Source organism: Brachybacterium sp. GCM10030267, assembly GCF_042666875.1.
Taxonomy (GTDB): domain Bacteria; phylum Actinomycetota; class Actinomycetes; order Actinomycetales; family Dermabacteraceae; genus Brachybacterium.
The window spans coordinates 617,577-643,512 of record NZ_JBHTCX010000012.1 but is presented as its reverse complement, the minus strand read 5'-3'; the positions used below and the strand labels follow the sequence as shown (position 1 = coordinate 643,512).

Annotated in this window: 20 protein-coding genes and 3 tRNA genes; 19 read left to right on the top strand and 4 right to left on the bottom strand. The window is 70.3% G+C overall.

Features of this window, described 5'->3' with window-relative positions; translation table 11 throughout:
* Nucleotides 1-206 precede the first annotated feature (206 nt).
* The 10 genes from ACFQS2_RS13990 (at nucleotide 207) to ACFQS2_RS13945 (ending at nucleotide 13,033) form a co-directional block, all read left to right on the top strand.
* Complete coding sequence (locus tag ACFQS2_RS13990; RefSeq protein WP_377794123.1) at nucleotides 207-1,964, top strand: acetolactate synthase large subunit; 1,758 nt, start codon at nucleotides 207-209, stop codon at nucleotides 1,962-1,964.
* A 2-nt stretch (nucleotides 1,965-1,966) separates the two neighbouring features.
* Nucleotides 1,967-2,503 (top strand): acetolactate synthase small subunit, encoded by a 537-nt coding sequence (gene ilvN, locus ACFQS2_RS13985; protein WP_377794122.1) that lies wholly within the window; start codon nucleotides 1,967-1,969, stop codon nucleotides 2,501-2,503.
* A 163-nt stretch (nucleotides 2,504-2,666) separates the two neighbouring features.
* A complete protein-coding gene (ilvC, locus tag ACFQS2_RS13980; protein WP_377794180.1) occupies nucleotides 2,667-3,713 on the top strand; it encodes a ketol-acid reductoisomerase in 1,047 nt (348 codons plus the stop codon).
* Between the two features lie 162 nt (nucleotides 3,714-3,875).
* Nucleotides 3,876-5,483 carry a phosphoglycerate dehydrogenase gene (serA, locus tag ACFQS2_RS13975; protein WP_377794121.1) on the top strand — a complete coding sequence of 536 codons (1,608 nt, stop codon included), beginning with the start codon at nucleotides 3,876-3,878 and terminating at the stop codon, nucleotides 5,481-5,483.
* A gap of 88 nt (nucleotides 5,484-5,571) precedes the next feature.
* The gene (locus ACFQS2_RS13970; protein ID WP_377016404.1) at nucleotides 5,572-6,642 is read left to right on the top strand and encodes a 3-isopropylmalate dehydrogenase; all 1,071 of its coding nucleotides are present in this window, start codon (nucleotides 5,572-5,574) and stop codon (nucleotides 6,640-6,642) included.
* Nucleotides 6,643-6,696: 54 nt separating this feature from the next.
* Nucleotides 6,697-7,788 carry a branched-chain amino acid aminotransferase gene (locus tag ACFQS2_RS13965; RefSeq protein ID WP_377794120.1) on the top strand — a complete coding sequence of 364 codons (1,092 nt, stop codon included), beginning with the start codon at nucleotides 6,697-6,699 and terminating at the stop codon, nucleotides 7,786-7,788.
* A 5-nt stretch (nucleotides 7,789-7,793) separates the two neighbouring features.
* Nucleotides 7,794-9,419, top strand: a complete 1,626-nt coding sequence (gene cimA / locus ACFQS2_RS13960) for a citramalate synthase (protein WP_377794119.1) — start codon at nucleotides 7,794-7,796, stop codon at nucleotides 9,417-9,419.
* Nucleotides 9,420-9,688: 269 nt separating this feature from the next.
* Nucleotides 9,689-10,981: a nitrate/nitrite transporter gene (locus ACFQS2_RS13955; protein WP_377794118.1), complete on the top strand. Its 1,293-nt coding sequence runs from the start codon at nucleotides 9,689-9,691 to the stop codon at nucleotides 10,979-10,981.
* A gap of 63 nt (nucleotides 10,982-11,044) precedes the next feature.
* On the top strand, nucleotides 11,045-11,590 hold the full coding sequence (locus ACFQS2_RS13950; RefSeq protein WP_377016412.1) for a glycine cleavage system protein R: 546 nt from the start codon (nucleotides 11,045-11,047) through the stop codon (nucleotides 11,588-11,590).
* A 375-nt stretch (nucleotides 11,591-11,965) separates the two neighbouring features.
* A complete protein-coding gene (locus ACFQS2_RS13945) occupies nucleotides 11,966-13,033 on the top strand; it encodes a trypsin-like serine peptidase (RefSeq protein ID WP_377794117.1) in 1,068 nt (355 codons plus the stop codon).
* Nucleotides 13,034-13,138: 105 nt separating this feature from the next.
* Here the strand turns inward: ACFQS2_RS13945 and ACFQS2_RS13940 are convergent, their stop codons facing one another.
* The 3 genes from ACFQS2_RS13940 to ACFQS2_RS13930 are packed head-to-tail and all read right to left on the bottom strand — an operon-like array spanning nucleotide 13,139 to nucleotide 17,318.
* Entirely contained in the window at nucleotides 13,139-15,697 is a 2,559-nt protein-coding gene (locus tag ACFQS2_RS13940) for a DEAD/DEAH box helicase (RefSeq protein ID WP_377794116.1), read from the bottom strand.
* Nucleotides 15,698-15,744: 47 nt separating this feature from the next.
* The gene (locus tag ACFQS2_RS13935; protein WP_377794115.1) at nucleotides 15,745-16,281 is read right to left on the bottom strand and encodes a PH domain-containing protein; all 537 of its coding nucleotides are present in this window, start codon (nucleotides 16,279-16,281) and stop codon (nucleotides 15,745-15,747) included.
* Between the two features lie 44 nt (nucleotides 16,282-16,325).
* Complete coding sequence (locus ACFQS2_RS13930) at nucleotides 16,326-17,318, bottom strand: 3-methyladenine DNA glycosylase (protein WP_377794114.1); 993 nt, start codon at nucleotides 17,316-17,318, stop codon at nucleotides 16,326-16,328.
* Nucleotides 17,319-17,438: 120 nt separating this feature from the next.
* Here ACFQS2_RS13930 and ACFQS2_RS13925 point away from each other — a divergent pair, with 120 nt between their 5' ends.
* From ACFQS2_RS13925 to ACFQS2_RS13900, 6 genes are all read left to right on the top strand, one after another.
* Nucleotides 17,439-18,215 carry a fumarylacetoacetate hydrolase family protein gene (locus ACFQS2_RS13925; RefSeq protein WP_377794113.1) on the top strand — a complete coding sequence of 259 codons (777 nt, stop codon included), beginning with the start codon at nucleotides 17,439-17,441 and terminating at the stop codon, nucleotides 18,213-18,215.
* Between the two features lie 67 nt (nucleotides 18,216-18,282).
* Nucleotides 18,283-19,806, top strand: a complete 1,524-nt coding sequence (gltX, locus tag ACFQS2_RS13920; protein WP_377794112.1) for a glutamate--tRNA ligase — start codon at nucleotides 18,283-18,285, stop codon at nucleotides 19,804-19,806.
* A 199-nt stretch (nucleotides 19,807-20,005) separates the two neighbouring features.
* Nucleotides 20,006-20,077: transfer RNA gene (locus tag ACFQS2_RS13915), tRNA-Gln, on the top strand.
* A gap of 33 nt (nucleotides 20,078-20,110) precedes the next feature.
* Nucleotides 20,111-20,183: transfer RNA gene (locus tag ACFQS2_RS13910), tRNA-Glu, on the top strand.
* Between the two features lie 52 nt (nucleotides 20,184-20,235).
* Nucleotides 20,236-20,308: transfer RNA gene (locus ACFQS2_RS13905), tRNA-Glu, on the top strand.
* 116 nt (nucleotides 20,309-20,424) lie between these two features.
* Nucleotides 20,425-21,243, top strand: coding sequence for a universal stress protein (locus ACFQS2_RS13900; RefSeq protein WP_377016429.1), 819 nt, complete (start codon nucleotides 20,425-20,427; stop codon nucleotides 21,241-21,243).
* Between the two features lie 97 nt (nucleotides 21,244-21,340).
* Here ACFQS2_RS13900 and ACFQS2_RS13895 read toward each other — a convergent pair whose 3' ends face one another.
* The gene (locus tag ACFQS2_RS13895) at nucleotides 21,341-22,075 is read right to left on the bottom strand and encodes an IclR family transcriptional regulator (protein ID WP_377016432.1); all 735 of its coding nucleotides are present in this window, start codon (nucleotides 22,073-22,075) and stop codon (nucleotides 21,341-21,343) included.
* 144 nt (nucleotides 22,076-22,219) lie between these two features.
* Between ACFQS2_RS13895 and leuC the strand changes: the two genes are divergently transcribed.
* The 3 genes from leuC to murA all read left to right on the top strand — a co-directional run bounded on the left by leuC (nucleotide 22,220) and on the right by murA (nucleotide 25,885).
* Nucleotides 22,220-23,659: a 3-isopropylmalate dehydratase large subunit gene (gene leuC / locus ACFQS2_RS13890; RefSeq protein WP_377794111.1), complete on the top strand. Its 1,440-nt coding sequence runs from the start codon at nucleotides 22,220-22,222 to the stop codon at nucleotides 23,657-23,659.
* Nucleotides 23,660-23,670: 11 nt separating this feature from the next.
* A complete protein-coding gene (gene leuD / locus ACFQS2_RS13885; protein ID WP_377016436.1) occupies nucleotides 23,671-24,285 on the top strand; it encodes a 3-isopropylmalate dehydratase small subunit in 615 nt (204 codons plus the stop codon).
* 238 nt (nucleotides 24,286-24,523) lie between these two features.
* Nucleotides 24,524-25,885 (top strand): UDP-N-acetylglucosamine 1-carboxyvinyltransferase, encoded by a 1,362-nt coding sequence (gene murA, locus ACFQS2_RS13880; protein ID WP_377016438.1) that lies wholly within the window; start codon nucleotides 24,524-24,526, stop codon nucleotides 25,883-25,885.
* The last annotated feature ends 51 nt before the right edge of the window (nucleotides 25,886-25,936 follow it).

Sequence of the window (25,936 nt, the reverse complement as noted above, 5' to 3'; positions counted from 1 at the left end):
GTCTGTGGACATGCAGACGATCCTTCTCGTAGTCATCGAGCGCGGCTGACGCCCGTTCGTTTCTTCGAGACGTCCTCCGCGCGCCCCTCGTCAGCCAGTCGGCTGGAGGGGTTTTTTCGTGTCCGGCCCCTTGTGAGGGGGGCGGCAGGCGCGGGGGACAGGGATCGCCCGGCGCCGCTACCGTCCGAGCCGACGAAGGAGTATCGATGACCCCGCAGCAGATGACCGGCGCACAGGCGCTGGTCGAGTCCCTCGAGCACGCCGGGGCCGAGGTCGTCTTCGGTCTTCCCGGCGGCGCGATCCTGCCGACCTACGACCCGTTGATGGACGCCAAGACCCTGCGCCACGTGCTGGTGCGCCACGAGCAGGGTGCCGGACACGCCGCCAGCGGCTACGCCCACGCCACCGGCAAGGTCGGCGTGTGCCTGGCCACCTCGGGCCCGGGCGCCACCAACCTCATCACCGCCATCGCCGACGCGCAGATGGACTCGATTCCGATGGTCGCGATCACCGGCCAGGTCGCCTCGTCCCTGATCGGTACCGACGGCTTCCAGGAGGCGGACATCGTCGGCATGACGATGCCCGTGACCAAGCACAACTTCCTGGTCAAGAACGCCGATGACATCCCCAAGGTCATCAAGCAGGCCTTCCACATCGCCTCGACGGGCCGCCCCGGCGTGGTGCTCGTGGACGTCACCAAGGACGCCCAGCAGGCCACCACCGACTTCGTGTGGCCCGAGACCCTCGACCTGCCCGGGTACCGGCCCGAGCCGCGGCCGCACAGCAAGCAGATCCGCGAGGCCGTCTCGCTGCTGATGGAGGCCGAGCGCCCCGTGTTCCTGCTCGGCGGCGGCGTGCTGCGCGGAGGCGCCTCGCGCGAGGTCGGCGAGCTGATCGAGGTCTCCGGGGTGCCCTTCACCACCACCCTGATGGCCCGCGGCGCCCTGCCCGATTCCCACCCCAGCCATCTGGGCATGCCGGGCATGCACGGCACCGTGGCCGCCGTCTCCGCGCTGCAGCGGGCGGATCTCATCGTGGCCATCGGTGCCCGTTTCGACGACCGTGTCACGGGCCGCCTGGACACCTTCGCGCCGGGCGCGAAGATCGTCCATGCCGATGTCGATCCGGCCGAAATCTCCAAGAACCGTGAGGCCGACGTGCCGATCGTCGGCCAGGCGGGCGACGTCGCCACGCTGCTGACGACGGAGCTGCGCTCGCGCATCGCCGAGTACGACACGCGCGACCACGAGGCCTGGTGGAACACGCTGAACATGCTGCGGGAGAACTACCCGCTGGGATGGACCGCGACCGAGGACGGCTTCACCGCGCCGCAGAAGGTGATCTCGCGGATCGGTGCGATCTCCGGGCCGGAGTCGGTCTTCGTCGCCGGCGTGGGCCAGCACCAGATGTGGTCGAGCCAGTTCGTCGGCTACGAGCGGCCGTGCTCCTGGATCAACTCCGGGGGCCTGGGCACGATGGGCTACGCGGTGCCGGCCGCGATGGGCGCGAAGGTCGGCCAGCCCGAGCGGACCGTGTGGGCCATCGACGGTGACGGCTGCTTCCAGATGACCAATCAGGAGCTGGCGACCTGCGTCATCAACGGCATCCCGATCAAGGTGGCCGTCATCAACAACTCCAGCCTGGGCATGGTGCGCCAGTGGCAGAACCTGTTCTACGACCAGCGCTACTCGCACACCGACCTCAACACCGGTCACGGCACCCGCCGGATCCCGGACTTCGTCAAGCTCGCCGAGGCCTACGGAGCCGCCGGCCTGCGCTGCGAGCGCGACGAGGACATCGATGCGACGATCGAGGAGGCCATGGGGATCAACGACCGCCCCGTGGTCGTCGACTTCACCGTCAGCGCCGATGCGATGGTGTGGCCGATGGTGCCCACCGGCGTCTCCAACGACCAGATCCAGATCGCGCAGGGCATGAGCCCCGAGTGGGAGAGGGACATCTGACCATGAACGACATCGATTCCGTGACCCGCCCCAATACCCAGACCCTCTCGGTGCTGGTCGAGAACAAGCCCGGCGTCCTCACCCGCGTGGCGGCCCTGTTCGCCCGCCGCGGGTTCAACATCGCCTCGCTGGCCGTCGGCCCCACCGAGCACCCCGAGATCTCCCGGATCACCGTCGTCGTCGACGTCGATCAGCATCCGCTGGAGCAGATCACCAAGCAGCTGAACAAGCTCGTCAACGTGCTCAAGATCGTCCAGCTCGATGCGAAGGCGACCGTGCAGCGCGAGCTGATCCTGATCAAGGTCGGCGCCGACGCCACCACCCGCACCTCGGTGCTGGAGATCGTGCAGATGTTCCGCGCGAAGGTGGTCGACGCCGCACCCGACGCGGTGACCATCGAGGCCACCGGCACCCAGGACAAGCTCGACGCCCTGCTGGGCATGCTCGAGCCGTACGGGGTGCGGGAGATCGTCAAGTCCGGCGAGGTGGCCATCGGCCGCGGCGGTCGCGCGATCACCGACCGCAGCCTCCTGGGCTGACCCGAGCGCGGCGAGGGGATGCTGAGACCCAGGACCCCCACCTGACCCGCGCGGTCGCGTCCCACATCTGAAGACGCCCTCTCACTACGTAAGACACCCGGCGATAGGATCGACCCGTCGCCCGGCTCGCCGGAACCTCGCACCGGCTCACCGGAACCTCACACTGACAAAGGAGCACATCGTGGCTGAGATCTACTACGACGACAACGCCGACCTCTCGATCATCCAGGGCAAGAAGGTCGCCGTCGTCGGCTTCGGCTCACAGGGCCACGCCCATGCGCTGAACCTGCGCGACAGCGGCGTCGAGGTCCGCGTCGGCCTGCGCGAGGGATCCTCCTCCCGCGCCAAGGTCGAGGAGGAGGGCCTGGGCGTCGGCACCGTCGCCGAGGTCTCCGAGTGGGCCGACGTGATCATGATCCTCACCCCGGATCAGGACCAGCGGAAGGTCTACGCGGAGTCCATCCAGCCGCACCTGAGCGAGGGCAAGGCGCTCGCCTTCGCCCACGGCTTCAACATCCGCTTCGGCTACATCGAGGTGCCCGAGGGCGTCGACGTGCTCCTGATCGCCCCGAAGGCCCCCGGCCACACCGTGCGCCGCGAGTTCGTCGCCGGCCGCGGCATCCCGGACATCGTCGCCGTCGAGCAGGACGCCTCCGGCTCCGCCTGGGACCTCGCCCTGGCCTACGCCAAGGGCATCGGCGGCACCCGCGCCGGCGTCATCAAGACCACCTTCACCGAGGAGACCGAGACCGACCTGTTCGGTGAGCAGGCCGTGCTGTGCGGCGGCGTGAGCCACCTGATACAGGCCGGGTTCGAGACCCTCACCGAGGCCGGGTACCAGCCGCAGATCGCCTACTTCGAGGTCCTCCACGAGCTGAAGCTGATCGTCGACCTCATCAACGAGGGCGGCATCACCAAGCAGCGCTGGTCCTGCTCGGACACCGCGGAGTTCGGCGACTACGTCTCCGGCCCGCGCCTGGTGACCGACGAGACCAAGGCCACCATGAAGGACATCCTCTCGGACATCCAGGACGGCTCCTTCGCCCAGCGCTTCATCGATGATCAGGACGCCGGCGCCCCGGAGTTCACCAAGCTCCGCGAGCAGGAGGCGGCCCACCCGATCGAGGCGGTCGGCAAGGATCTGCGCAAGATGTTCTCGTGGAACAAGGAGAGCGTGGACGGATACACCGAGGGCAGCGCCGCGCGCTGATCACCGCCCGCTGAGACGGGGCGGGCGCGCCCTCACGGTGCGCCCGCCGCCGGCATCTCGCATGATGACTTGCGTGATCGCATGGCGGACACCGACGTATTCTTTTCCTGGCCCCGGAGACGGCATCCCCGGGTGCTGCCACCCGACCCGGAGGTACATCCCGTGACGCGTCCCGTCGTGCTCCTCGCCGAAGAACTCTCGCCCGCCACCATCGAGGTCTTCGGCAACGACGCCGATGTCCGCCATGTCGACGGCACCGACCGTCCCGCCCTGCTCGAGGCCGTCGCCGAGGCCGACGCCCTGCTCGTGCGCTCGGCCACCGCCGTGGACGCCGAACTGTTCGCCGCCGCCCCCGGCCTGAAGGTCGTCGCCCGCGCGGGCGTGGGCTTGGACAACGTCGACGTCAAGGCCGCCACCACCGCAGGCGTCATGGTCATCAACGCCCCCACCTCCAACATCGTCTCCGCCGCGGAGCTCGCGGTGTCCCTCGTGCTCGCGTCGCTGCGCAACCTCGCCCGCGCCGACGCGTCGGTCAAGGCGGGACGCTGGGAGCGCAAGCAGCTCAGCGGCGTCGAGCTCCTCGGCAAGACGGTCGGCATCGTCGGCTTCGGCCGCATCGGTCAGCTGGTCGCCGAGCGGCTGACGCCCTTCGGCGTGGACCTGCTCGCCTATGACCCCTACGTCAACCACACCCGCGCCGCCGAGCTCGGCGCCCGCGTGGTCGAGCTGGATGAGCTGATGAGCGCCTCGGACATCGTCACGGTGCACATGCCCAAGACGCCCGAGACCACGGGCCTGATCGGTGCCGAGCAGTTCGCCCTGGCGAAGCCGAACCTGCACATCGTCAACGCCGCCCGCGGCGGGCTGATCGACGAGGAGGCCCTCTACGAGGCACTGTCGGCCGGGCGGATCGCCGGTGCGGCGCTGGACGTGTACACCTCCGAGCCCCCGTCCACCTCCGAGACCGCGGCGCGGCTGCTCGAGCTCGACAGCGTCACGCTCACTCCGCACCTGGGCGCCTCCACCGCCGAGGCGCAGGAGAAGGCCGGCGTGGCCGTCGCCAAGTCCGTGCGGCTGGCACTTGCCGGTGAGCTGGTGCCCGACGCGGTCAACGTCGCCGGCGGTGCCCTGGATGACGAGGTGCGCCCCGGTGTGGCCCTCGCCGACCGCCTCGGCCAGCTGTTCACGGCTCTGGCCGCCGAGGCGCCGGACCTGCTGGACATCGAGGTCCACGGCGAGATCGCCTCCCGCGACGTCACCGCCCTGAAGCTCTCCGCGCTGCGCGGCATCTTCCGCAGCGTGGTCACCGAGCAGGTCAGCTACGTCAACGCCCCGGTGATGGCGGAGGAGCGCGGCATCACGGTCCAGCTCGTGACCGACGAGACCTCGGAGCGGTTCCGCAACGTCATCACCATCCGCGGCACGCTCCGTGACGGCCAGGTGGTCTCCGTCTCGGGCACCCTCAGCGGCGTCGAGCAGGCCCACAAGCTGATCGAGGTCGGCGGCCACGAGCTCGACGTGCCGCTGAGCGATCACCTGCTGATGATCCGCTACGACGACGGCCCCGGCCTGATCGGCCAGTACGGCGCCCATCTGGGAGAGGCCGGCGTGAACATCGCCGGCATGCAGGTCTCCCGCGCCGGGAACGGCCCCGGCGCCGAGGCCCTGGTGGTCCTCGACCTGGACGTCTCCGTGGATCGCGAGCTCGCCGAATCGATCGGCGCGTCGATCGGCGCCCATTCCATCCACGCCGTCGACCTCGTCTACTGACCCCGTTCCCTGACCGATCCGGTCACCTGACCGAGCCGGCCCCTGACTGATCCCACCTCCTGACGCATCCCGCAGAACCGGAGTCCCCATGAGCACCGCCAGCCCGAGCAGCACCCTCCGCCTCGCCGTCATCGAGGGGGACGGCATCGGCCACGAGGTCGTCCCGCAGGGTGTGCGGGCCCTTCGGGCGGCCCTCGAACCGGCCGGGGTCAGCGTCGAGACCACGGACTTCGACCTCGGCGCGGGGCGCTGGCACCGCACGGGCGAGACCCTGACCGATGAGGACATGGCGCGCCTGGCCGAGCACGACGCGATCCTGCTCGGCGCCGTCGGCGACCCCGACGTCCCCTCGGGCGTCCTCGAGCGCGGGCTGCTGCTGACGCTCCGCTTCGGCTTCGACCAGTACGTGAATCTGCGTCCGACACGGCTGTTCCCCGGCGTGGACTCGCCCCTGGCAGATCCCAGCGAGGTGGACTTCCTGGTGGTGCGTGAGGGCACCGAGGGGCCGTACGTCGGCAACGGCGGCTCGATGCGCACCGGGACGCCGCTCGAGGTCGCCACCGAGGTCTCCCTCAATACCGCCGTCGGCGTCGAGCGCGTGGTGCGCTACGCGTTCGAGCAGGCCGAGAAGCGCCGGGGGAAGCTGACCCTGGTGCACAAGCACAACGTGCTGGTCCACGCCGGTCACCTGTGGCGCCGCATCGTCGAGGAGGTCGGCGCGGAGCACCCGGGCGTCGAGGTCGACTACGCCCACGTCGACGCCACCATGATCTACCTGGTCACCGACCCCTCCCGCTTCGACGTGATCGTCACCGACAACCTCTTCGGCGACATCGTCACCGACCTCGCCGCGGCCGTCGGCGGCGGCATCGGCCTGGCCGCGAGCGCCAACATCAACCCCACCGGCGCCTTCCCCTCCATGTTCGAACCGGTCCACGGCTCCGCCCCCGACATCGCCGGGAAGGGCCTCGCCGACCCCACCGCGACGGTGCTCTCGGTCGCCCTGCTGCTGGACCACCTCGGTCACGGCGGACCGGCCGCCACGGTCCGCGCCGCCGTCGAGCAGGACCTCTCCGCCCGCGCCCAGCCCAGTGGTCCGGGCGACCGCGGGACCACCGCGATCGGGGACGCCCTGGTCGCCGCGATCTCCGGACGCTGACCCGCGACCCTGCAAGACTTGTGCCCTGACCGCCACCGACCCGAGGAGACTCCCGTGAGCGCGCTCGCCTTCCCCCACACCGAACAGGCCCGTCGCATCGGCGACGACGAGCGCGCCCGCATCCTCGCCGACTCGGGCTTCGGCACCTACTTCACCGACTTCATGGCCCATGCGACGTGGACCGCCGACGCCGGCTGGGACGAGGGCGAGGTGGTCCCGTACGGCCCGATCCAGCTCTCGCCCGCCTCCGCCGTGCTGCACTACGCCCAGGAGATCTTCGAGGGGCTGAAGGCGTTCCGCCATGCCGATGGGTCCGTGTGGACCTTCCGCCCCGAGCGCAATGCCGAGCGGATGCAGGCCTCCGCCCGCCGGCTCGCCCTGCCGGAGCTGGCGACCGACGCCTTCCTCACCTCCCTCACGGCGCTCGTCGCTGCCGACGAGCCCTGGGTGCCCGCACCCACCACCGAGGAGTCGCTGTACCTGCGCCCCTTCATGTTCGCCAGCGAGGAGTTCCTCGGGGTCCGGGCCTCCCGCCGCGTGGAGTACTACGTCATCGCCTCCCCGGCCGGCGCCTATTTCCCCCGGGGCGTGCAGCCGCTGGTGGTGTGGATCAGCGACGAGTACTCCCGCGCGGGCGCCGGCGGCACCGGCGCCGCCAAGTGCGGCGGCAACTACGCCTCCTCCCTGCTGGGCAAGGCCGAGGCCCTCGAGCACGGGGCCGACGAGGTGCTGTTCCTGGATTCCGAGACGCGCACGAACATCGACGAGCTCTCCGGGATGAACGTCTTCGCGATCACCGCCGACGGCCGTCTGCTCACCCCGAGCATCACCGGATCGATCCTCGAGGGCATCACCCGCGAATCCGTGCTGGCCCTGGCCGCTGACCGCGGGCTCGAGCGCGTCGAGCAGCGCCTGGCGATGAGCGACGTGCTCGAGCAGGTCAGCTCCGGCGAGATCACCGAGATGTTCGCCTGCGGCACCGCCGCGGTCATCAACCCGATCGGCGAGTTCCGCGCGCTCGGTGGGTCCTGGACCGTCGGCGACGGGGGCTCGGGGAAGACGACTCTGGCCCTGCGCCAGGAGATCACCGACATCCAGTACGGCCGGATCCCCGACCGGCACGGCTGGATGACGAGGCTGGTGTGAGTGCCATGACCCCCGTCGCACCGATCCCCGGCTTCCATCTCTACGACACCACTCTGCGTGACGGCTCGCAGCAGGAGGGGCTGAGCCTGTCGGTCGCCGACAAGCTCGCCGTCGCCCGCCACCTCGACGAGCTCGGGGTGACCTACATCGAGGGCGGGTGGCCCGGGGCCGTGCCCCGGGACACGGAGTTCTTCGCCCGCGCCGCCGGCGAGCTGGAGCTGCACACCGCCCGGCTCGCCGCATTCGGCTCCACCCGCAAGGCCGGCGTGGACGTCGCCGAGGACGCCCAGGTCCGGGCGCTGGTCGACTCCGCCGCTCCCACCATCACCCTGGTCGCGAAATCCGACCTGCGCCACGTCACCGGGGCGCTGCGGACCAGCGGCGAGGAGAACCTCGCGATGGTGCGCGAGACCGTGGCGCACCTGGTGGGCCTCGGCCGCGAGGTCTTCGTCGACGCCGAGCACTTCTTCGACGGCTTCGTCGACGATCCCGCCTACACCACCTCGGTGGTCCTCGCCGCCGTCGAGGCGGGCGCCGGGGTGGTCGTCCTGTGCGACACCAACGGCGGAATGCTCCCGCACCAGGTCGCCGAGATCATCGCGGATCTGCGCTCGCGTCTGGGGGCGGCGGGCTCGCCGCAGGCGCGCCTGGGGATCCACACCCACAACGACTCCGGCTGCGCGGTCGCCAACGCCCTCACCGCGGTGCGAGCCGGCATCGACCACATCCAGGGCTGTGTCAACGGCTACGGCGAGCGCACCGGCAACGCCGACCTCGTCACCATGCTCGCGGACCTGCAGCTGAAGATGGGCCTGGAGCTGGTGCCCGAGGAGACGCTGGCCGAGACCACCCGGGTCGCCCACGCCATCGGCGAGATCGTGAACATGCCGGTGACCACCCGGGCGCCGTACGTCGGGGCCAGCGCTTTCGCGCACAAGGCCGGGCTGCACGCCAGTGCGATCCGCGTGGACCCCGACCTCTATCAGCACACCGATCCGCGTGCCGTCGGCAACGACATGCGCATGATCATCTCCGACATGGCCGGGCGCGCATCGATCGAGCTCAAGGGCCGCGAGCTCGGCTTCGATCTGACCGACGAGCCCGATCTCCTGACCCGTCTGGCCACCACGGTCAAACAGCGCGAGGCGACCGGTTACTCCTACGAGGCCGCTGACGCGTCCTTCGAGCTGCTGCTCCTGGACGAGATGGGCCGGGTGCCGCGCTTCTTCGAGGTGGAGTCCTGGCGGGCGACCTCGTACCAGGCGCGCGACGGCTCCCTGGAATCCGAGGCGACCGTGAAGCTCGGGGACGACGGCCGCGGCACCCGCGTCGTCGAGATCGCCGAGGGCAACGGGCCCGTCAACGCCCTGGACACCGCACTGCGACAGGCCCTGCGCTCGAGGTTCCCGCTGATCGACCGGCTCGAGCTGCAGGACTTCAAGGTGCGCATCCTCGATGCCCACCACGGCACGGACGCCACCACCCGCGTCCTGGTGAGCACCGCCGGGGCAGGACTGGAGTTCCAGACCGTCGGCGTCGGCGCGAACATCATCGAGGCCTCCTGGGAGGCGATCGTGGACGCGTACACGTACGGGCTGCACAAGTCGGGACTGCACACCTCCGGCGTGTAACTCTCGCTGCGGACCTGCGGACCTGCGGACCTGCGGACCTGCGTGTCTGCGGAGTCGTCGGGCCCCCGTGCATAGCGTCCGCGCCGGCGCAGGACCCGCCCCGCGCGGGCGCGTGACCGGATCGTTACCCGAGGTCTTGCCGACGGCGGCTCACCACGGGCCCCCGGGGCCTCCGCGTGCATGCTGACCGGGACCACATCGCATCGTGCTGCGCGCGGGCCCCTGCAGGTCCCGATCGTGCCGGCGCACTCCTCGGAGCGGAGCGTCCCATGTCCGCAGAACCTCTCGTCGCCCGTCCCCATCCCGGCCCCGCATCCCCGTCCGACTCCGGCAACGACCCGCGATCGGCCCGGAACCCCGGGAGCACGGTCCCACCCGGCGCGACCCGGGCGCTGGTGCTGGCGACCTTGGGCTTCGCCCTCGCCTGCTGGGCCTGGACGCTGCTGAGCCCGCTCGGGCCGATCTACGTCGAGCGCGGGCTGGCCCCGGAGGCCTCGCTGCTGGTGGCCATTCCCGTGCTGGTCGGGTCCCTGGGCAGGATCCCCGTCGGCGCCCTCACCGACCGCTTCGGCGGGCGGGTCATGTTCCCGGCCATCACGCTGGCCACCGTGGTCCCCGTGCTCTTCATCGGCTTCATCGGCCAATACACCTATCCCGCCCTCCTGGTGGGCGGGTTCTTCCTGGGCATCGCCGGCACCGCGTTCGCGATCGGCATCCCGTACGTGAACTCCTGGTTCCCGGCGGGCAAGCGAGGCCTGGCCACGGGCCTCTTCGGCGCCAGCATGGGAGGCACCTCCCTCAGCGCCTTCACCACCGTGCCTCTGCTCAGCGCGAGCGGGGACAAGGCACCGTTCGTGGTCACTGCCGTGGTGCTGGTGGCCTACTCGCTGCTGGCCTGGCGGTTCATGCCCACCTCGCCCACCTGGTCCCCGTCCCGTCGCCACATCATCACGCAGACGGCCTCGGTGCTCCGTCTGCGGATCACCTGGCAGGCCTGCTACCTCTACGCGCTGTCCTTCGGCGGCTATGTCGCCTTCACGGTCTTCCTCCCGACCCTGCTGAGCACCTGGTACGGGCTCTCCAGTGCGGTCGCCGCCTACGGCATGGCCGGCTTCGTCGTGGCCGCTGTGCTCCTGCGGCCCCTCGGCGGGGTGCTGTCGGACCGGATCGGCGCGGGCCGAACGCTCCTGCTGTCCTATCTCGCCGTGCTCCTCGGGGCGCTCGTGGTGGCAGCGCATCCGCCGCTGATGCCGGTGGGCTCGTTCGCCTTCCTCGTCGTCGCAGCCGGTCTCGGGCTGGGCACCGGAGCGGTGTTCGCCCTCGTCGCCCAGGTGACCGAACCCTCCGTGGTCGGCTCGGTGACCGGCGTGGTCGGTGCGGCCGGCGGCCTGGGAGGGTTCTTCCCGCCCCTGGTGATGGCGGCGGTGCTGGCGCGGACGGGAACCTACTCACCGGCCATCCTGCTGCTGGCGGTGGCCACGCTGGGGGCGCTCGCGGTCACGTGGTCCATCGCCCGGGCCGGCGGGCGCTCCGAGCCGGAACCGGCGCCGGCACGCGCCTGACCGGGGCGTCCACCCCTGGTGCACGGTGCGGTGCGTCCGCGGGCAGGGCGCTAGTGTGGGCGTATGACGACGCCGACGCAGACGACGACCTATGTGCTCACCGCCATCGGCGATGACCGCCCCGGTCTGGTGGCCGCTCTCGCGGCCGCCGTCGACGAGCACGGAGGGAACTGGGTCGACAGCCAGCTGGCCCTGCTCGCCGGGAAGTTCGCCGGCATCGTGCAGGTCGAGCTCCCCGACCGCAGCGTCGAGGCCTTCCTCGCCCAGCTGCCGGCACTGGCCGCCGAGGTCGGCCTGGAGGTGGAGGCGACCGCCGCCGTCCCGGGGGCGAGCGGAGCTGCGACCGGGGACGTGCTGCGCCTGCATCTGCTGGGGCAGGATCGCACCGGCATGGTCCGTGAGGTCACCACGGCCCTCCACTCCCAAGGGGCCACGATCGACGGGCTGCGCAGCTGGACCCGGGAGGCACCGCAGGGCGGGGGACTGCTCTTCGAGGCCGAGGCCGAGGTGCGTCTGGCCGCCGGCACCGACGAGTCGCACATCCGCGAGGCGCTCGAGCAGATCGCCGCGGAGCTGATGGTCGATCTCGACCTCGACGCGGCCGGCTGATACGTCCGGGAGCGCACCATGACCGCCCGGCGATCCGAGGATCCTCGGCGTCGATCCCTGTCACGAGCAGGGGACGCCGAGAGGGGCACGGAGGGCGAGCACGCTGCGGAGTACTGGACGCCGCAGCGCCGGCGAGATGCGCGCCCCTTCCCGCTTGACCGGGAGCTGCCGCTGACGGACCAGGACGAGGATCGTGACGACCAGACCACTCAGGGCGGGGATGCGGGCGACGCAGCGGGGGAGCCGGAGCGCTGAGCATCGTCATCTGTCCGCGTGTCACGCTGCGGACATGGTTGGTGCGATGGGTCACACGACGTAGCGTGACGGAGCGGCGCCCTCACGCCGCTCCCGATCCCCTGCGAAAGGACCCCTCCTGTGACTGTCGACCCCACGCAGCACTGGACCAGCACATCTGCCGAGCCGTTCCCTCCTCAGCGGGGACGACGTCTCCGAGCGGCCAGGGTGGTGGTCCTTGCCGCGGCCCTGACCCTCGGCGGCGCCGGCCTCGCCACGGCCGGGCCATCCGGCGACGAGCCCGAGACCACCACGCTGAGCGAGAGCGCGCAGGACAGCGCCCAGGAGTACTGGAGCGCCGAGCGCATGGAAGCCGCGACCCCCGCCGGAGAACTGGTGGAGGACCTTGCCGCGACGGCGACGGAGGTGGTCGAGACCGCGGCCCCGGTGGAGGTGCCGTCGGTCGCCGGAGGGACCCCGCCGCAGACGGGCACCTCGCACCAGGAGGCGAGCGAGGCCGCCCAGCCCCAGGCCGCGCCCGGTGACGCGGCCCCGGCCGCGGTCGCCTCGAACACGGACCACATCGGCAAGGTGTTCTTCACCCAGGGCGGGGTCGACTACGTCTGCTCCGGCAACGCCGTGGCCTCCGGGAACCAGGCGACCGTCGCCACCGCCGGACACTGCGTGCACGAGGCAGGCAGCTGGGCCACCAACTGGGTCTTCGTGCCCGGCTACCACGAGGGCGAGACCCCGTACGGCCTGTGGAGCGGTGCGGAACTGTTCTCCACAGATCAGTGGGTCAGCTCGGAGGACATCAACTACGACGTCGCCTTCGCCGTGGTCGAGCCCGAGAGCGGGGACGCCACCCTGTCCGAGACCGTCGGCGCCTCCGGCATCGCCTTCAACCAGGAGCGCGGCGGCCTGTACACCTCGTACGGATACCCGGCGGCCGCACCGTTCGACGGCCAGACGCTGGAATCCTGCCAGGGGTACGGCATGGACGACACCCTGGGCAACACCGACGACCAGGGCATCGAGTGCGACATGACCGGCGGATCCTCCGGCGGGCCCTGGTTCTCCGGCGACGGACCGGACGGATACCAGACGTCCGTCAACAGCTTCGGCTACAGCGCCCAGCCGGGCGTGATGTACGGGCCCTACTTCGGGGACGCGGCCCAGGAGGTCTATGCGGAGGCCGGGGCCTCCTGAGGGCCTGACCGCTGGAACCCCCGGCACGGGGCCGGTGCCCGCACGGGCATCGGCCCCTTCCGCTGCGTGCTGTCGTGTGCAGCCTGCAGCCTGTTTCCTGAACCGTCAGCGGTCGGCGATGTCGCCGACGTGAGTGATCTCCAGGACCGGCTCCCCGGCCTCGTCGGTCGCCTCCAGGTCGAGCTCGGCCTCGATGCCCCAGTCGTGGTTGTGGTCGGGATCGTCGAGCACCTGGCGGATCCGCCACACCTTTGACTCTTCGGTGATCTGCAGCAGCTGTGGGGAGCGGGCCGGTCCGTCGATGCCGACGTGGTCGTAGGTGTCGTAGTACTCGTCCATGGCCTCCGCCCACCGCGGGCGGTCCCAGCCGGAGGCGCCGTCCAGCTCACCGAGCCGCTGCTCGCGCTCGAAGGCGAAGTGCTCGACGCGCTGCCACAAAGCGGCGCGCACCATGGTGCGCAGCACCTTGGTCTGGGCGGAGAGTCCGCGCGGCGTGGTGGGGCGGATCTCGGTCGCGCCGTCGGGGTCGGCGTCCTCCGGATGGGACAGGGCCTCCCATTCGTCCAGCAGCGAGGAGTCGATGCCGCGCACCAGCACCCCGAGCCACTCGATGAGGTCCTCGAGCTCCTCGGTGCGCAGGTCCTGCGGGAGGGTGCGGCGCATCGCCTGGTAGGCGTCCGAGAGGTAGCGCAGCACGATGCCCTCGGAGCGCTGCAGGCCGTAGCGCTGGACGAACTCGCTGAAGGTCTGCCCGGTCTCGTACATCTCGCGCACGACCGACTTGGGGGAGAGATCCTCGACGCGCACCCACGGCCGGGTCTTCGCGTAGATCTCCAGGGCGGATTCGAGGTCCTCCTCCAGCGGCTTGGGCCACGTGACCTCGTCCAGCCTGGCCATGCGCTCGGTGTACTCGACGCCCTCGGCCTTGAGCTCGGCGAGCAGCTCGCCCTTGGCGGCGTTCTGCTGGGCCATCAGGATCTGGCGAGGATCCTCGAGGATCGCCTCGATGATCGAGACGGTGTCCAGGGTGAGGGTCTCGGACTCCTCGTCGAGGGAGTCGATCATGGCGATCGCGAACGGTGCCAGCGGCTGGTTCATCGTGAAGTCCAGCTGCAGGTCCTCGACCAGGACGATGCGCCGGCCCAGGTGGTCCGGTTCGTCGAGCACCTCGATGATCTCCGCCTCCTTGAGGTTGCGGAAGATCTCGACGGCCTCGCGCACCAGCTTCAGTTTCTGGATCCGGGTCTGGTGGCTGGTCATGATCAGGTGACGACCGGCGGCGATCGCGTCACCGGGTCGGGAGATCAGGGCCAGGACCATGCCCGGGGTGATGCGCAGGTGCGGGCGCAGCGGCTCGGGCCCGTTCTCGACCAGCTTGGTCATGTTCTGCTCGGACCAGGAGACGGCGCCCTCGGGGATCCGGGGCTTGGGCTCCTTCTTGCGCTTCTTCGCGTTGTTGGGCGCGTTGCCGGCCTCCTCCCGAGCCCGCTGCTTGGCGCGCTCGCGCTCGAAGTCGATCGTCCACTGCGGCGCCTGCACCACGACGTGCCCGACGGTGTCGTATCCGGCGCGGCCTGCGCGCCCGGCGATCTGGTGGAACTCGCGGGCGTTGAGCAGACGCATCCGCTTGCCGTCGAACTTCGCCAGTCCTGTCAGCAGCACGGTGCGGATCGGGACGTTGATGCCCACGCCCAGGGTGTCGGTGCCGCAGATGACCTTGAGCAGTCCCGACTGGGCCAGCTTCTCCACGAGCCGGCGGTACTTGGGGAGCATGCCGGCGTGGTGGACGCCGATGCCCTCGCGCACGAGTTTCGAGAGCGACTGGCCGAAGCCCCTGGAGAACCGGAAGTCGCCGATGATCTCGCGGATCCGCTCCTTCTCGTCGGCCGCGAGGATCTTCTGGTTCAGCAGCGCCTGCGCCTGCTCGAGGGCGTCCTTCTGGGTGAAGTGGACGATGTAGACCGGGGCGTCCCGGTCCTGAAGGATCGTCGCGATCGTGTCCGGCAACGGCTCGAGCGACCAGCGGAAGTCCAGCGGCACCGGGCGCGGCGCGTCGTCAATGGTGGTCACGTCGCGGCCGGTGCGCTCTTCGAGGTCGTCCTCGAAGTTCGACACGTCGCCGAGGGTCGCGCTCATCAGCACGAACTGGCAGTCGGGGAGCTCGATCAGCGGCACCTGCCAGGCCCATCCGCGTTGAGGATCGCCATAGAAGTGGAACTCGTCCATCACTGCCAGTCCGACGTCGCTGCCGGGGCCGTCGCGCAGGGCGTGGTTGGCGAAGATCTCCGCGGTGCACACGATGATCGGGGCGTCGTGATTCACGGCGGAGTCCCCGGTCATCATCCCGACGTTCTCGGCGCCGAACTGTGCGGCGAGGTCGAAGAACTTCTCGCTGACCAGCGCCTTGATGGGGGCGGTGTAGTAGGAGCGCTGCCCGCGGGCCATGGCGGCGAAGATCGCGGCGTAGGCGATCGTGGTCTTGCCGGAGCCGGTGGGCGTGGCCGCGATGACATGGTCACCCGCGGCGACCGCGAGCAGCGCCTCCTCCTGATGCGGGTACAGGACCCGGCCGACGGATTCCTGGGCCGCGACGAACCCGTCGACGATGCCGTCCTGACCGGCGGAGGAGGAGCTCTCGGGCAGGAACGGCGTCAGGATCGGCATGGGTTCAGTCTGCCAGGCGGCGCCGGCGATCACTGCGCGGACCTCGGTCAGGGCGACGACGCGAACTCGCCCCGCAGCCAGCGTCGATGCGCCGCGACGGCCTGCCGCGTGGGCACCATGGGGACGTGCCCGTCGCGGGCGGCCTGCTCCCACGGCTCGCCGCGCAGTCTGAGGCTGGGATAGCTCGTGATCAGCGACGTGATGCGGGTGCCGTCGGTGAGGACGATGCGGGTCAAGCGGCGGTGATACCAGTGCGGCACCTCGTCGATGAGGCGCACCTGCTCCCAGGGGACCCGGCGAGTACGCAGCAGCCCGCGCACGGTGATGCCCTCGGTGGTCACGATCATGGCCAGCCGCGCCACGCGGAACACATAGACGATCAGTGCAGACCAGGGAACGAGCACTGCTGCCGCCACAGCGATGGCAACGGGGCGCTGGCCACCCTCGAAGGCGAGCACCGAGAGGACCGCGACGGCCGCCGCGGCGCCGGCGGCCAACACGGTCAGCACGGCGAATCCCACCCACTGCATGATTCGCCAGGCCGGCGCCAGCTGCGCAACATACAGCGTGTTCCCGCTGTCCACGGGATCACTCCCTGCTGATGCTGTGGAGTAGGGCATGGGCGTTCTCACAGCGTCCTAAGGCTGTCGAGTCCTTCGAGCCCGGCAAGAATCCGCCCCCGCAGCTCCTCCGCCCGCTCGGCGAGGGCCCGCTGCCGCCGCACGTACTCGGCCTTGCCCTGCGAGGTCTCGATCGGCACCACGCCGTAGCCCAGCGGCTGCACGTCGTAGGGGCTCGCCTCCATGTCCAGCACCCTCGTCTCCCGGGCGTGCTCGAAGCAGTCCAGCACCAGCGCCGAGGACAGCAGCGGGGTGAGCTTCATGGCCCACTTGTACAGATCCATCCCCACGTGCAGGCAGGCGGGATTGTCGTGGTCGCTCTGAGTGGCACGGGTGGGCTCGAGCTCATTGCGCGGGGCGGCCGACGGGGTGAAGAACCGGAAGGCATCGATGTGGGAGCACACCAGGTTCTCGCGTTCGACGACCGCGTCGGTCGCGTCCTGGGTCAGCCGCAGAGGCAGGTCCTCGTGACGCTGCTGACCCGGCCGCAGCCGGTGGACCATCGCCCATTCGTGCAGACCGAAGCAGCCGAACTGCGGGCGCCGGGCGGCCAGTGACGACGAGGACAGCAGCCTGGTCATGAAGGCGAGGGCGTCGGCGCGCTCGCAGAGGTAGCGGGCCACGTCGGCACGACGCCACGACGTTCCCGCGGGAACGTCGCCCGGCCCGTCACCTGCTCGACCGTCGGCGTCGACGTCGACGTACCAGGAGCGATGTCCCGCGTCGTCGACGTCGGGGATCAGGGTGTTCCCGTGCTCGTCGCGATCGGCGGCGGCGTCGTAGGCGACCTCCCACCCCGGATGCCACCGGCGCAGCCGGGCGGGGGAGAAGGGGTAATAGGTGAACAGGAAGTCCTCGACGGGGTGCTTCTCGCCCCGCCGTCTGCGCTCGCGGTGGCCTGCGGTGAGCGCATCGGCGCGCACTTCGTGGGCGCGGCGCGCGGCAGCGGCGTCCTCGGTGCTCAGGAGCCGGGTCGGGGCGGGGACGGTGGGCGCGGTCACCTCGTGCTCCTTCCACGGCGGGTTCCTCGGGCCGGCCCATCGTACGAGCCCGGGCCGGTACGAGCCTCGACGCCGAGGAGCGGCGGTCCGTCGGTGCGGTGACGGCCTAGACTGGCGCCCATGCGTATCGCCCGATTCACCACCGGCGAAGATCCCATGTACGGCATCGTCCAGGAGAAGGACGGCCAGGACATGGTCTACGGGATCACCGGTGACCCCCTGTACACCGAGATCCGACCCACCGGCACCATCGTGTCGCTCGAGGACGTCCGGCTGCTCGCGCCGGTCATCCCGCGCTCCAAGGTGGTGTGCGTCGGCCGCAACTATGCCGCGCACGCCGCGGAGTTCGGCGAGGAGGTCCCCGAGCAGGCCCTGTTCTTCCTCAAGCCCAACACGGCCGTCGTCGGCCCCGGGGATCCCGTGACGATCCCCGAGTACAGCCGGGAGCTCAGTCTGGAGGCCGAGCTCGCCGTGGTCATCAAGCGCATGACCAGGAACGTCGCCCCCGCGGACGTGGCCGATTCGATCCTCGGCTACACCTGCGCCAACGATCTCACCGCGCGCGACACCCAGCGCGAGGAGCAGCAGTGGTTCCGTGCCAAGGCCTTCGACACCTCCTGCCCGATCGGCCCCTGGGTCGAGACCGATCTCGATCCGTCGGCCCTCGCCATCGGCTCCAGCGTGGACGGGGAGAGGGCTCAGGACGGCACCACCGCCGACATGGTCCGCTCCGTCGCCGACCTGATCGCCGAGATCTCCACCGTGGTCACGCTCCTGCCCGGCGATGTGATCCTCACGGGCACCCCGGCCGGGGTGCGCACCGTCGAGGCCGGCTCGAGCATCGACATCACGATCGAGGGCATCGGCACGCTGACCAACCCCGTCGTCCGCCGCTGACCCGAGCCGCCCGCCGCGTCCCCTCCGGCCCATCAATCCTCATCGCCCGACCCCAGGAGCATCTCGCGTGACCACGTCCCCGGACCAGACCCCCGCCTCGACCACCGACGAGGTCAGGGTGCGCTTCTGTCCCAGCCCGACCGGTACGCCGCATGTGGGACTGGTGCGCACCGCGCTGTTCAACTGGGCCCACGCCCGTCATCACGGCGGCAAGCTCATCTTCCGGATCGAGGACACCGACGCCGCCCGTGACAGCGAGGAGTCCTACCAGCAGCTGCTGGAGGCGATGCGCTGGCTGGGGATCGACTGGGACGAGGGCGTCGAGGTGGGCGGGCCCCACGGCCCCTACCGCCAGTCCGAGCGCGGTGAGATCTACCAGGACGTGATCGCCAGGCTCAAGGACGCCGGGCACATCTACGAGTCCTACTCGACCGCCGAGGAGATCGTCGAGCGCCACCGCGCCGCCGGCCGGGATCCGCAGCTGGGCTACGACGGGTACGACCGCGACCTCACCGAGGAGCAGACGGCGGCCTACCGCGCCGAGGGCCGCGAGCCCACCTGGCGCCTGCGCATGCCCGAGGAGGACCTGTCCTTCACCGACCTCGTCCGCGGAGAGATCACCTTCAAGGCCGGCTCCACGCCGGACTTCGTCGTGGTCCGCGCCAACGGCAAGCCGCTGTACACGCTGGTCAACCCGATCGACGACGCGCTGATGCGCATCACCCACGTGCTGCGCGGCGAGGACATCCTCTCCTCGACGCCTCGCCAGATCGCGCTGTACCGCGCCCTGGTGGACATCGGCGTCGCCGAGCGCGTGCCCGAGTTCGGCCACCTGCCCTACGTGATGGGGGAGGGGAACAAGAAGCTCTCCAAGCGTGACCCGCAGTCGAACCTGTTCCTCTACCGCGACCAGGGCTTCCTGCCCGAGGGCATGGTCAACTACCTCGCCCTGCTCGGATGGGGCTACAGCGCCGACGAGGACATCTTCGGCCGCGAGCAGCTCATCGAGCGCTTCACGGTCGAGAACGTCAATCCCAATCCCGCGCGCGTGGACCTCAAGAAGGCCACCGCCATCAACGCCGACCACATCCGCCTGCTGCCCGAGGCGGAGCTGACCGAGCGGATGATCCCCTACCTCCAGGCCGCCGGTGTGCTGGGGGAGATCATCACGGCCGAGCAGCGCGCCCTGTTGGTCGCGGCCACGCCGCTGGTCCAGACCCGTATGAACCTGCTCAGCGAGGCCCCCGACCTGCTGCGCTTCCTGTTCGTGGCCGACGAGGATCTCGTGATCGAGGACGACGCGCTGAAGAAGCTGGGCGAGGATCCCGTCGGCGTGCTCGAGCGGGCCATCACCGAGGTGGAGGCGGTGCCCGGGGACTCCTTCACCGCCGCGCTGCTGGAGGCCGCCCTGCGCGAGGCCATCGTCGAGGAGATGGGCATCAAGCCGCGACTGGCGTTCGGGCCCCTGCGCAGCGCCCTCTCCGGCCGGCGCATCTCGCCGCCGCTGTTCGAGTCGATGGAGCTGCTCGGCAAGCCCTCGACCCTGGTCCGTCTGCGGGCGCTGCGCGATCGGCTCGCCGAGGGCCAATGAGGGCGCACGGCCGCGCCTGAGAACGCGCGCCGCGGAGCGGGTGCTCAGCCTCACAGCCTGAAGAGGCCTTCTGGCTTTGTCTTGTCCGCGCCGACCCGCTAGAGTTTTACTCCGGCACGCCACGGCGGCTCGGCCCGGAAAGCCCTCGGAATCCACCGGGGATCTTCGCCGGGAAGAGCGCAAAAACGTGTTCTCACCATGGGGTATGGTGTAATTGGCAACACAGCGGTTTCTGGTACCGTCGTTCTAGGTTCGAGTCCTGGTACCCCAGCGCTACACGGCTTCATGAAGTCGTGCAGTCCGCGCCCCGTTCGTCTAGCGGCCTAGGACGTCGCCCTCTCACGGCGGTAACACCGGTTCAAATCCGGTACGGGGTACGACGCGAGATCCACGGATCACGCGGTTCCGGGTTCCTCGGATCCCGGGCAGGCCCCGTTCGTCTAGCGGCCTAGGACGTCGCCCTCTCACGGCGGTAACACCGGTTCAAATCCGGTACGGGGTACGGACAGGAGTCGATGCCAGCAGGCATCGGCTCCTTCGTCGTTCGCGGGCCGGCCCTGCCTCGGGCCCGGCACGCCCGCTCTGGGCTTCGGCCCTCGCAGCGAGTATCGTTGTGACATGAAGCACGCCACGAAGCCACGTATCACGGTCGGGGTCTACGACGCCGACGAATCCGATCGTGCCGTTCGCTGGGCCGCGCGGCACGCCGACCATGTCGGCGGCACGCTCCACCTGCTGCACGCGTTCGTGTGGACCGAGCTGGACGTCAACACCGATCCGATCCCGGGCATGACCGGGTCCGGAATCCGCAATGCGGCCCACAGCCTGCTCAAGGACGCCGTGGCCGTCGCCCGCGAAGGGCACCCCGACCTTCCGATCACCTCCGAGATCGTGGACGGCAGCGCCGTGCCGGTCCTGGTCGAGGCGAGCGGCGAGTCCGATCTCATCGTCGTCGGCGGCCGGGGCATGGGGCGCGTGCTGACGCTGATCGTGGGATCGAAGAGCCTGGCTCTGGCCGCTCGGTCGCACTGCCCCGTGGTGGTCGTGCGGGGCCAGATCGACAGCGACGGGCCGATCGGGCTGGTCCATCACGACAGCGCGAGCGAGGCTCTCATCCGCGCCGCTGATCTGGCGATGGCCTATGGGCGGGACATCCACCTCATCGTGCGCGCCGAGACCAGTCCCGAGCAGGCGCAGGAGATCCTGGCACGCACCAGCGAGCGCATCGCCATCTCCCATCCTCACGTCTTCGTGCGCGACGTGAGCATCGCCGCCTCGGACAGCGCCAAGGAGCTGGTCCACGCCAGCGAGGGCGCGAGCATGATCGTGGTCGCGGGGGAGCGGGCCAAGGGGCCGGACAAACCCGTCTCCGCACCCCGTCAGCTGGTCACCGTGCTGCGCTTCGCCAACACCCCGGTGTGGATCGAACGAGAGTGAGCCCGCCCGGTGGGCGCCGGACGCTCGGAGTCCGGACCGGCGCGACTCCGCCCGGGTGCCCGAGCGGACCGACCGTGCTCAGGCGCCCGCGCGACGCTCAGGCGCCCGCGCGACGCAGCAGTTCGGTGAGGTGGTTCGCCGAGCTCATCACCGAGGCGGCGTGCAGCCGTCCCGGCTGGCGGGTGATCCGCTCGATCGGTCCGGAGATGCTCAGCGCCGCGACCACGCGACCGTTCGGGCCGCGGACCGGCGCGGAGACCGAGCCCACGCCCGGTTCGCGTTCCCCGATGGACTGCGCCCAGCCGCGACGACGCACGGCGGAGAGCTGGGTGGCGGTGAAGCGCGCACCGAGCAGGCCGCGGTGGAGCCGGTCGGGCTCCTCCCAGGCCAGGAGGATCTGGGCGGCGGAGCCCGCCTTCATCGTCAGCGCCGAGCCCAGCGGGACGGAGTCGCGCAGCCCGATGGGACGCTCGGCAGCGGCGACGCAGATGCGATGGTCGCCCTGGCGGCGGTAGAGCTGAGCGGACTCGCTGGTGTGGTCGCGCAGGGCGGCCAGCACCGGGCCGGCCGCCGCCAGCAGCCGGTCCTCGCCCGCGGCGGCGGCCAGCTCGCCCAGGCGCGGGCCCAGGATGAACCGGCCCTGCATGTCGCGCGTGACCAGATGGTGATACTCGAGCGCCACTGCCAGGCGGTGGGCCGTGGGCCGTGCCAGTCCGGTGGACTGGACGAGCTGAGCCAGGGTGGCCGGGCCCGCCTCGAGCGCACCCAGCACGATGGCCGCCTTGTCGAGCACGCCGACGCCGCTGCCGTTCTCCTCCGAGATCTTGTCCATGCTCCGATACTGCCGTCTTAATTTGTGAGACGCAAGTGCGTCGGATGATGGACCGGCCGACGATGGAGCAGTGCTCAACACCCCTGAGCGCGCATCGGCATGGAAGAACACGCGCCCGCATCCCGGACGCAGGGAAGGATCGACATGGCGGGGACCCTCGCGGAGAAGGTCTGGTCGGATCACGTGGTCCGGCTCGGAGAGAACGGCGAACCGGACCTGCTCTACATCGACCTCCAGCTTCTGCACGAGGTGACCAGCCCACAGGCATTCGACGGCCTGCGCCAGGAGGGCCGGACCCCGCGCCGGATCGACCAGACCCTGGCTACCGAGGACCACAACACCCCGACGATCGACATCGACAAGCCGATCGCGGACATCACCTCGCGCACGCAGATCGACACGCTGCGCCGCAACGCCGAGGAGTTCGGGATCCGCATCCACTCCCTCGGGGACGCGGACCAGGGGATCGTCCACGTCGTCGGCCCCCAGCTGGGCCTGACGATGCCGGGCATCACGGTCGTCTGCGGTGACTCCCACACCTCCACCCACGGGGCCTTCGGCGCCCTCGCCTTCGGCATCGGCACCAGCGAGGTGGAGCACGTCCTCGCCACCCAGACCCTGCCGCTGAATCCCTTCAAGACCATGGCGATCACGATCAACGGCGATCTGAAGCCCGGCGTCACCGCGAAGGACATCATCCTCGCGGTGATCGCGAAGATCGGGACCGGCGGCGGTGCCGGCTATGTGCTCGAGTACCGCGGTGAGGCCATCCGCCAGCTCTCCATGGAGGGCCGGATGACGATCTGCAACATGTCCATCGAGGCCGGTGCCCGGGCCGGCATGATCGCGCCGGACGAGACCACCTTCGAGTACGTCAAGGGCCGCCCCCACGCACCCACCGGAGCGGACTGGGACGAGGCCGTCGAGTACTGGAAGACGCTGCGCAGCGACGACGACGCCAGCTTCGACGCCGAGGTGGTCATCGAGGCCGATGAGCTCGAGCCCTTCGTCACCTGGGGAACCAACCCCGGTCAGGGCCTGCCGCTGTCGGCGTCCGTGCCTGCTCCGGATGATTTCACCGACGACACCGCCAAGGTCGCTGCCGAACGGGCGCTGGAGTACATGGACCTCGTCCCCGGCACCCCGCTGAAGGAGATCCCGGTCGACACCGTCTTCATGGGCTCGTGCACCAACGGTCGCATCGAGGACCTGCGCGCCTTCGCCGAGGTGCTGCGGGGCCGCACCAAGCATCCCGACGTGCGCGTCCTGGTGGTTCCCGGCTCGGCGCGGGTCCGGCTGCAGGCGGAGCAGGAGGGCCTGGATCAGGTCGTGCTCGACTTCGGCGCCGAGTGGCGTCAGGCCGGCTGCTCCATGTGCCTGGGCATGAACCCCGACCAGCTGCAGCCCGGGGAGCGCGCCGCCTCCACCTCGAACCGCAACTTCGAGGGCCGCCAGGGCAAGGGCGGCCGCACCCACCTGGTCTCGCCGGTCGTGGCCGCCGCCACGGCCGTGCGCGGAACCCTGTCCTCCCCGTCGGACCTCGGCGCGCCGGTGGCGCCCTCCGATCTCCAGCCCGTCGCCTGAGGAGCACTGACATGGAAGCCTTCACCACCCACACCGGCATCGGCGTGCCGCTGCGCCGCAGCAACGTCGACACCGACCAGATCATCCCCGCCGTCTACCTCAAGCGCGTCACCAAGACGGGCTTCGACGACGGGCTGTTCCACGCCTGGCGCACGAACGACCCCGATTTCGTGCTGAACCGGCCCGCGTATCAGCACGGCTCCGTCCTCGTCGCCGGACCCGACTTCGGCACCGGCTCCTCCCGCGAGCACGCCGTGTGGGCGCTGCGCGACTACGGCTTCAAGGCCGTGCTCTCGAACCGGTTCGCGGACATCTTCCGCGGCAACGCCGGCAAGCAGGGGCTGGTCGCCGGCACCCTCGCCCAGGACGACATCGAGCAGCTGTGGAAGCTTCTCGAGGAGACCCCCGGCACCGAGGTCACCATCGACCTCGAAGCCCGCCAGGTCCATGCGGCCGACGCCACCTTCCGGTTCGACGTCGACGACTACACCCGCTGGCGCCTGATGGAGGGGCTGGACGACGTGGGCCTGACGCTGCGTCACGAGGCCGAGATCACGGCCTTCGAGGCGAAGCGCCCCGCCTGGCTGCCCAAGACGCTGCCCGCGCGCACCGCCGAGAGCGCCTGAGCGGACCGGGTGGTCCGTCCCCGCCCCGGAGCGCACCCGGATCGCCTGACCAGGAGGTTCCACGGGCGCCATCCACGGGGAGCCACCGCGCACGATGGTGGTCTCGCGCGATGATAAGGACTCGTGAGCGGCTTCCGGGGTGAGACGAGCGTCGCGGCGTCGGCGCAGTGTGCTCCGGTATGGTGTGCCGGTCAGACACCGGGCGTCCCCGACGCCTGTCCCGAACAGCTAGGACGCTATGAGCTCGACATTCCACGTACGTGGAGGACGCCCCCTCGATGGTGAGATCACCGTCCGCGGAGCGAAGAACCTGGTCTCCAAGGCGATGGTGGCCGCTCTGCTGGGCAACGGACCGAGCATTCTGCGCTCGGTCCCGGACATCCGGGATGTCCAGATCGTCTCGCGACTGCTGTCGATCCACGGCGTCAAGATCGAGCGCGACATCGACTCGGGAACCATCCACCTGGACCCGTCGAACGTCGAGAAGGCGCACGTGGCCGACATCGACGCCCACGCCGGCAGCTCGCGCATCCCGATCCTGTTCTGCGGCCCGCTGCTGCACCGCCTGGGCGAGGCGATCATCCCCGACCTCGGCGGCTGCCGCATCGGGGACCGCCCCATCAACTACCACCTCGACGTGCTGCGCCAGTTCGGCGCCGTCGTGGACAAGCGCGAGTTCGGCATCTACATCACGGCGCCGAACGGGCTGCAGGGGACCAAGATCCACCTGGAGTACCCCAGCGTGGGAACCACCGAACAGGTGCTGCTGACCGCCGTGCGCGCCAAGGGCGTCACCGAGCTGACCAACGCCGCTGTCGAACCCGAGATCGAGGACCTGATCTCGGTGCTGCAGAAGATGGGCGCGATCATCTCCCTGCAGACCGACCGCACCATCACCATCGAGGGCGTCGACGAGCTGGGCGGGTACGAGCACGTCGCCCTGCCGGACCGCATCGAGGCCGCCTCGTGGGCCTGCGCCGCTCTGGTCACCAAGGGGTCCGTGTTCGTGCGCGGGGCCCAGCAGAAGCCCATGGCCACCTTCCTGAACACGTTCCGCAAGGTCGGCGGCGGCATGGACATCACCGAGGCCGGCATCCGCTTCTACCACCCCGGCACCCCGCTGCGGGCCATCGCGGTCGAGACCGACGTCCACCCCGGCCTGATGACCGACTGGCAGCAGCCTCTGGTCGTGGCGCTGACCCAGGCCGACGGGATCTCCATCGTCCACGAGACGGTGTACGAGAACCGGCTCGGATTCACGTGCGCCCTGAACGACATGGGCGCCCACATCCAGGTCTACCGCGAATGCCTGGGCGGCTCCAGCTGCCGCTTCGGCCGCAGCAACTACAACCACTCCGCGGTGATCTCCGGGCCCAAGACGCTGCAGGGCAGTGACATCACCGTCCCCGACCTGCGCGGCGGCTTCTCCTACCTGATCGCCGCTCTCGGGGCCGAGGGAGTCTCCACCATCCGCGGGATCGACCTCATCGACCGTGGCTACGAGTCCTTCCGGGAGAAGCTCACCGCGCTGGGCGCCGACTTCTGGGAGAACGGGCGCCAGGAGCACGATCTCGCCGCCCAGGGGGCCGCGGCGCGCTGACCCCGCCCGCTCGCCTCTGCATCCCGCGCCGTCCCGGCTCCGCGCACACCA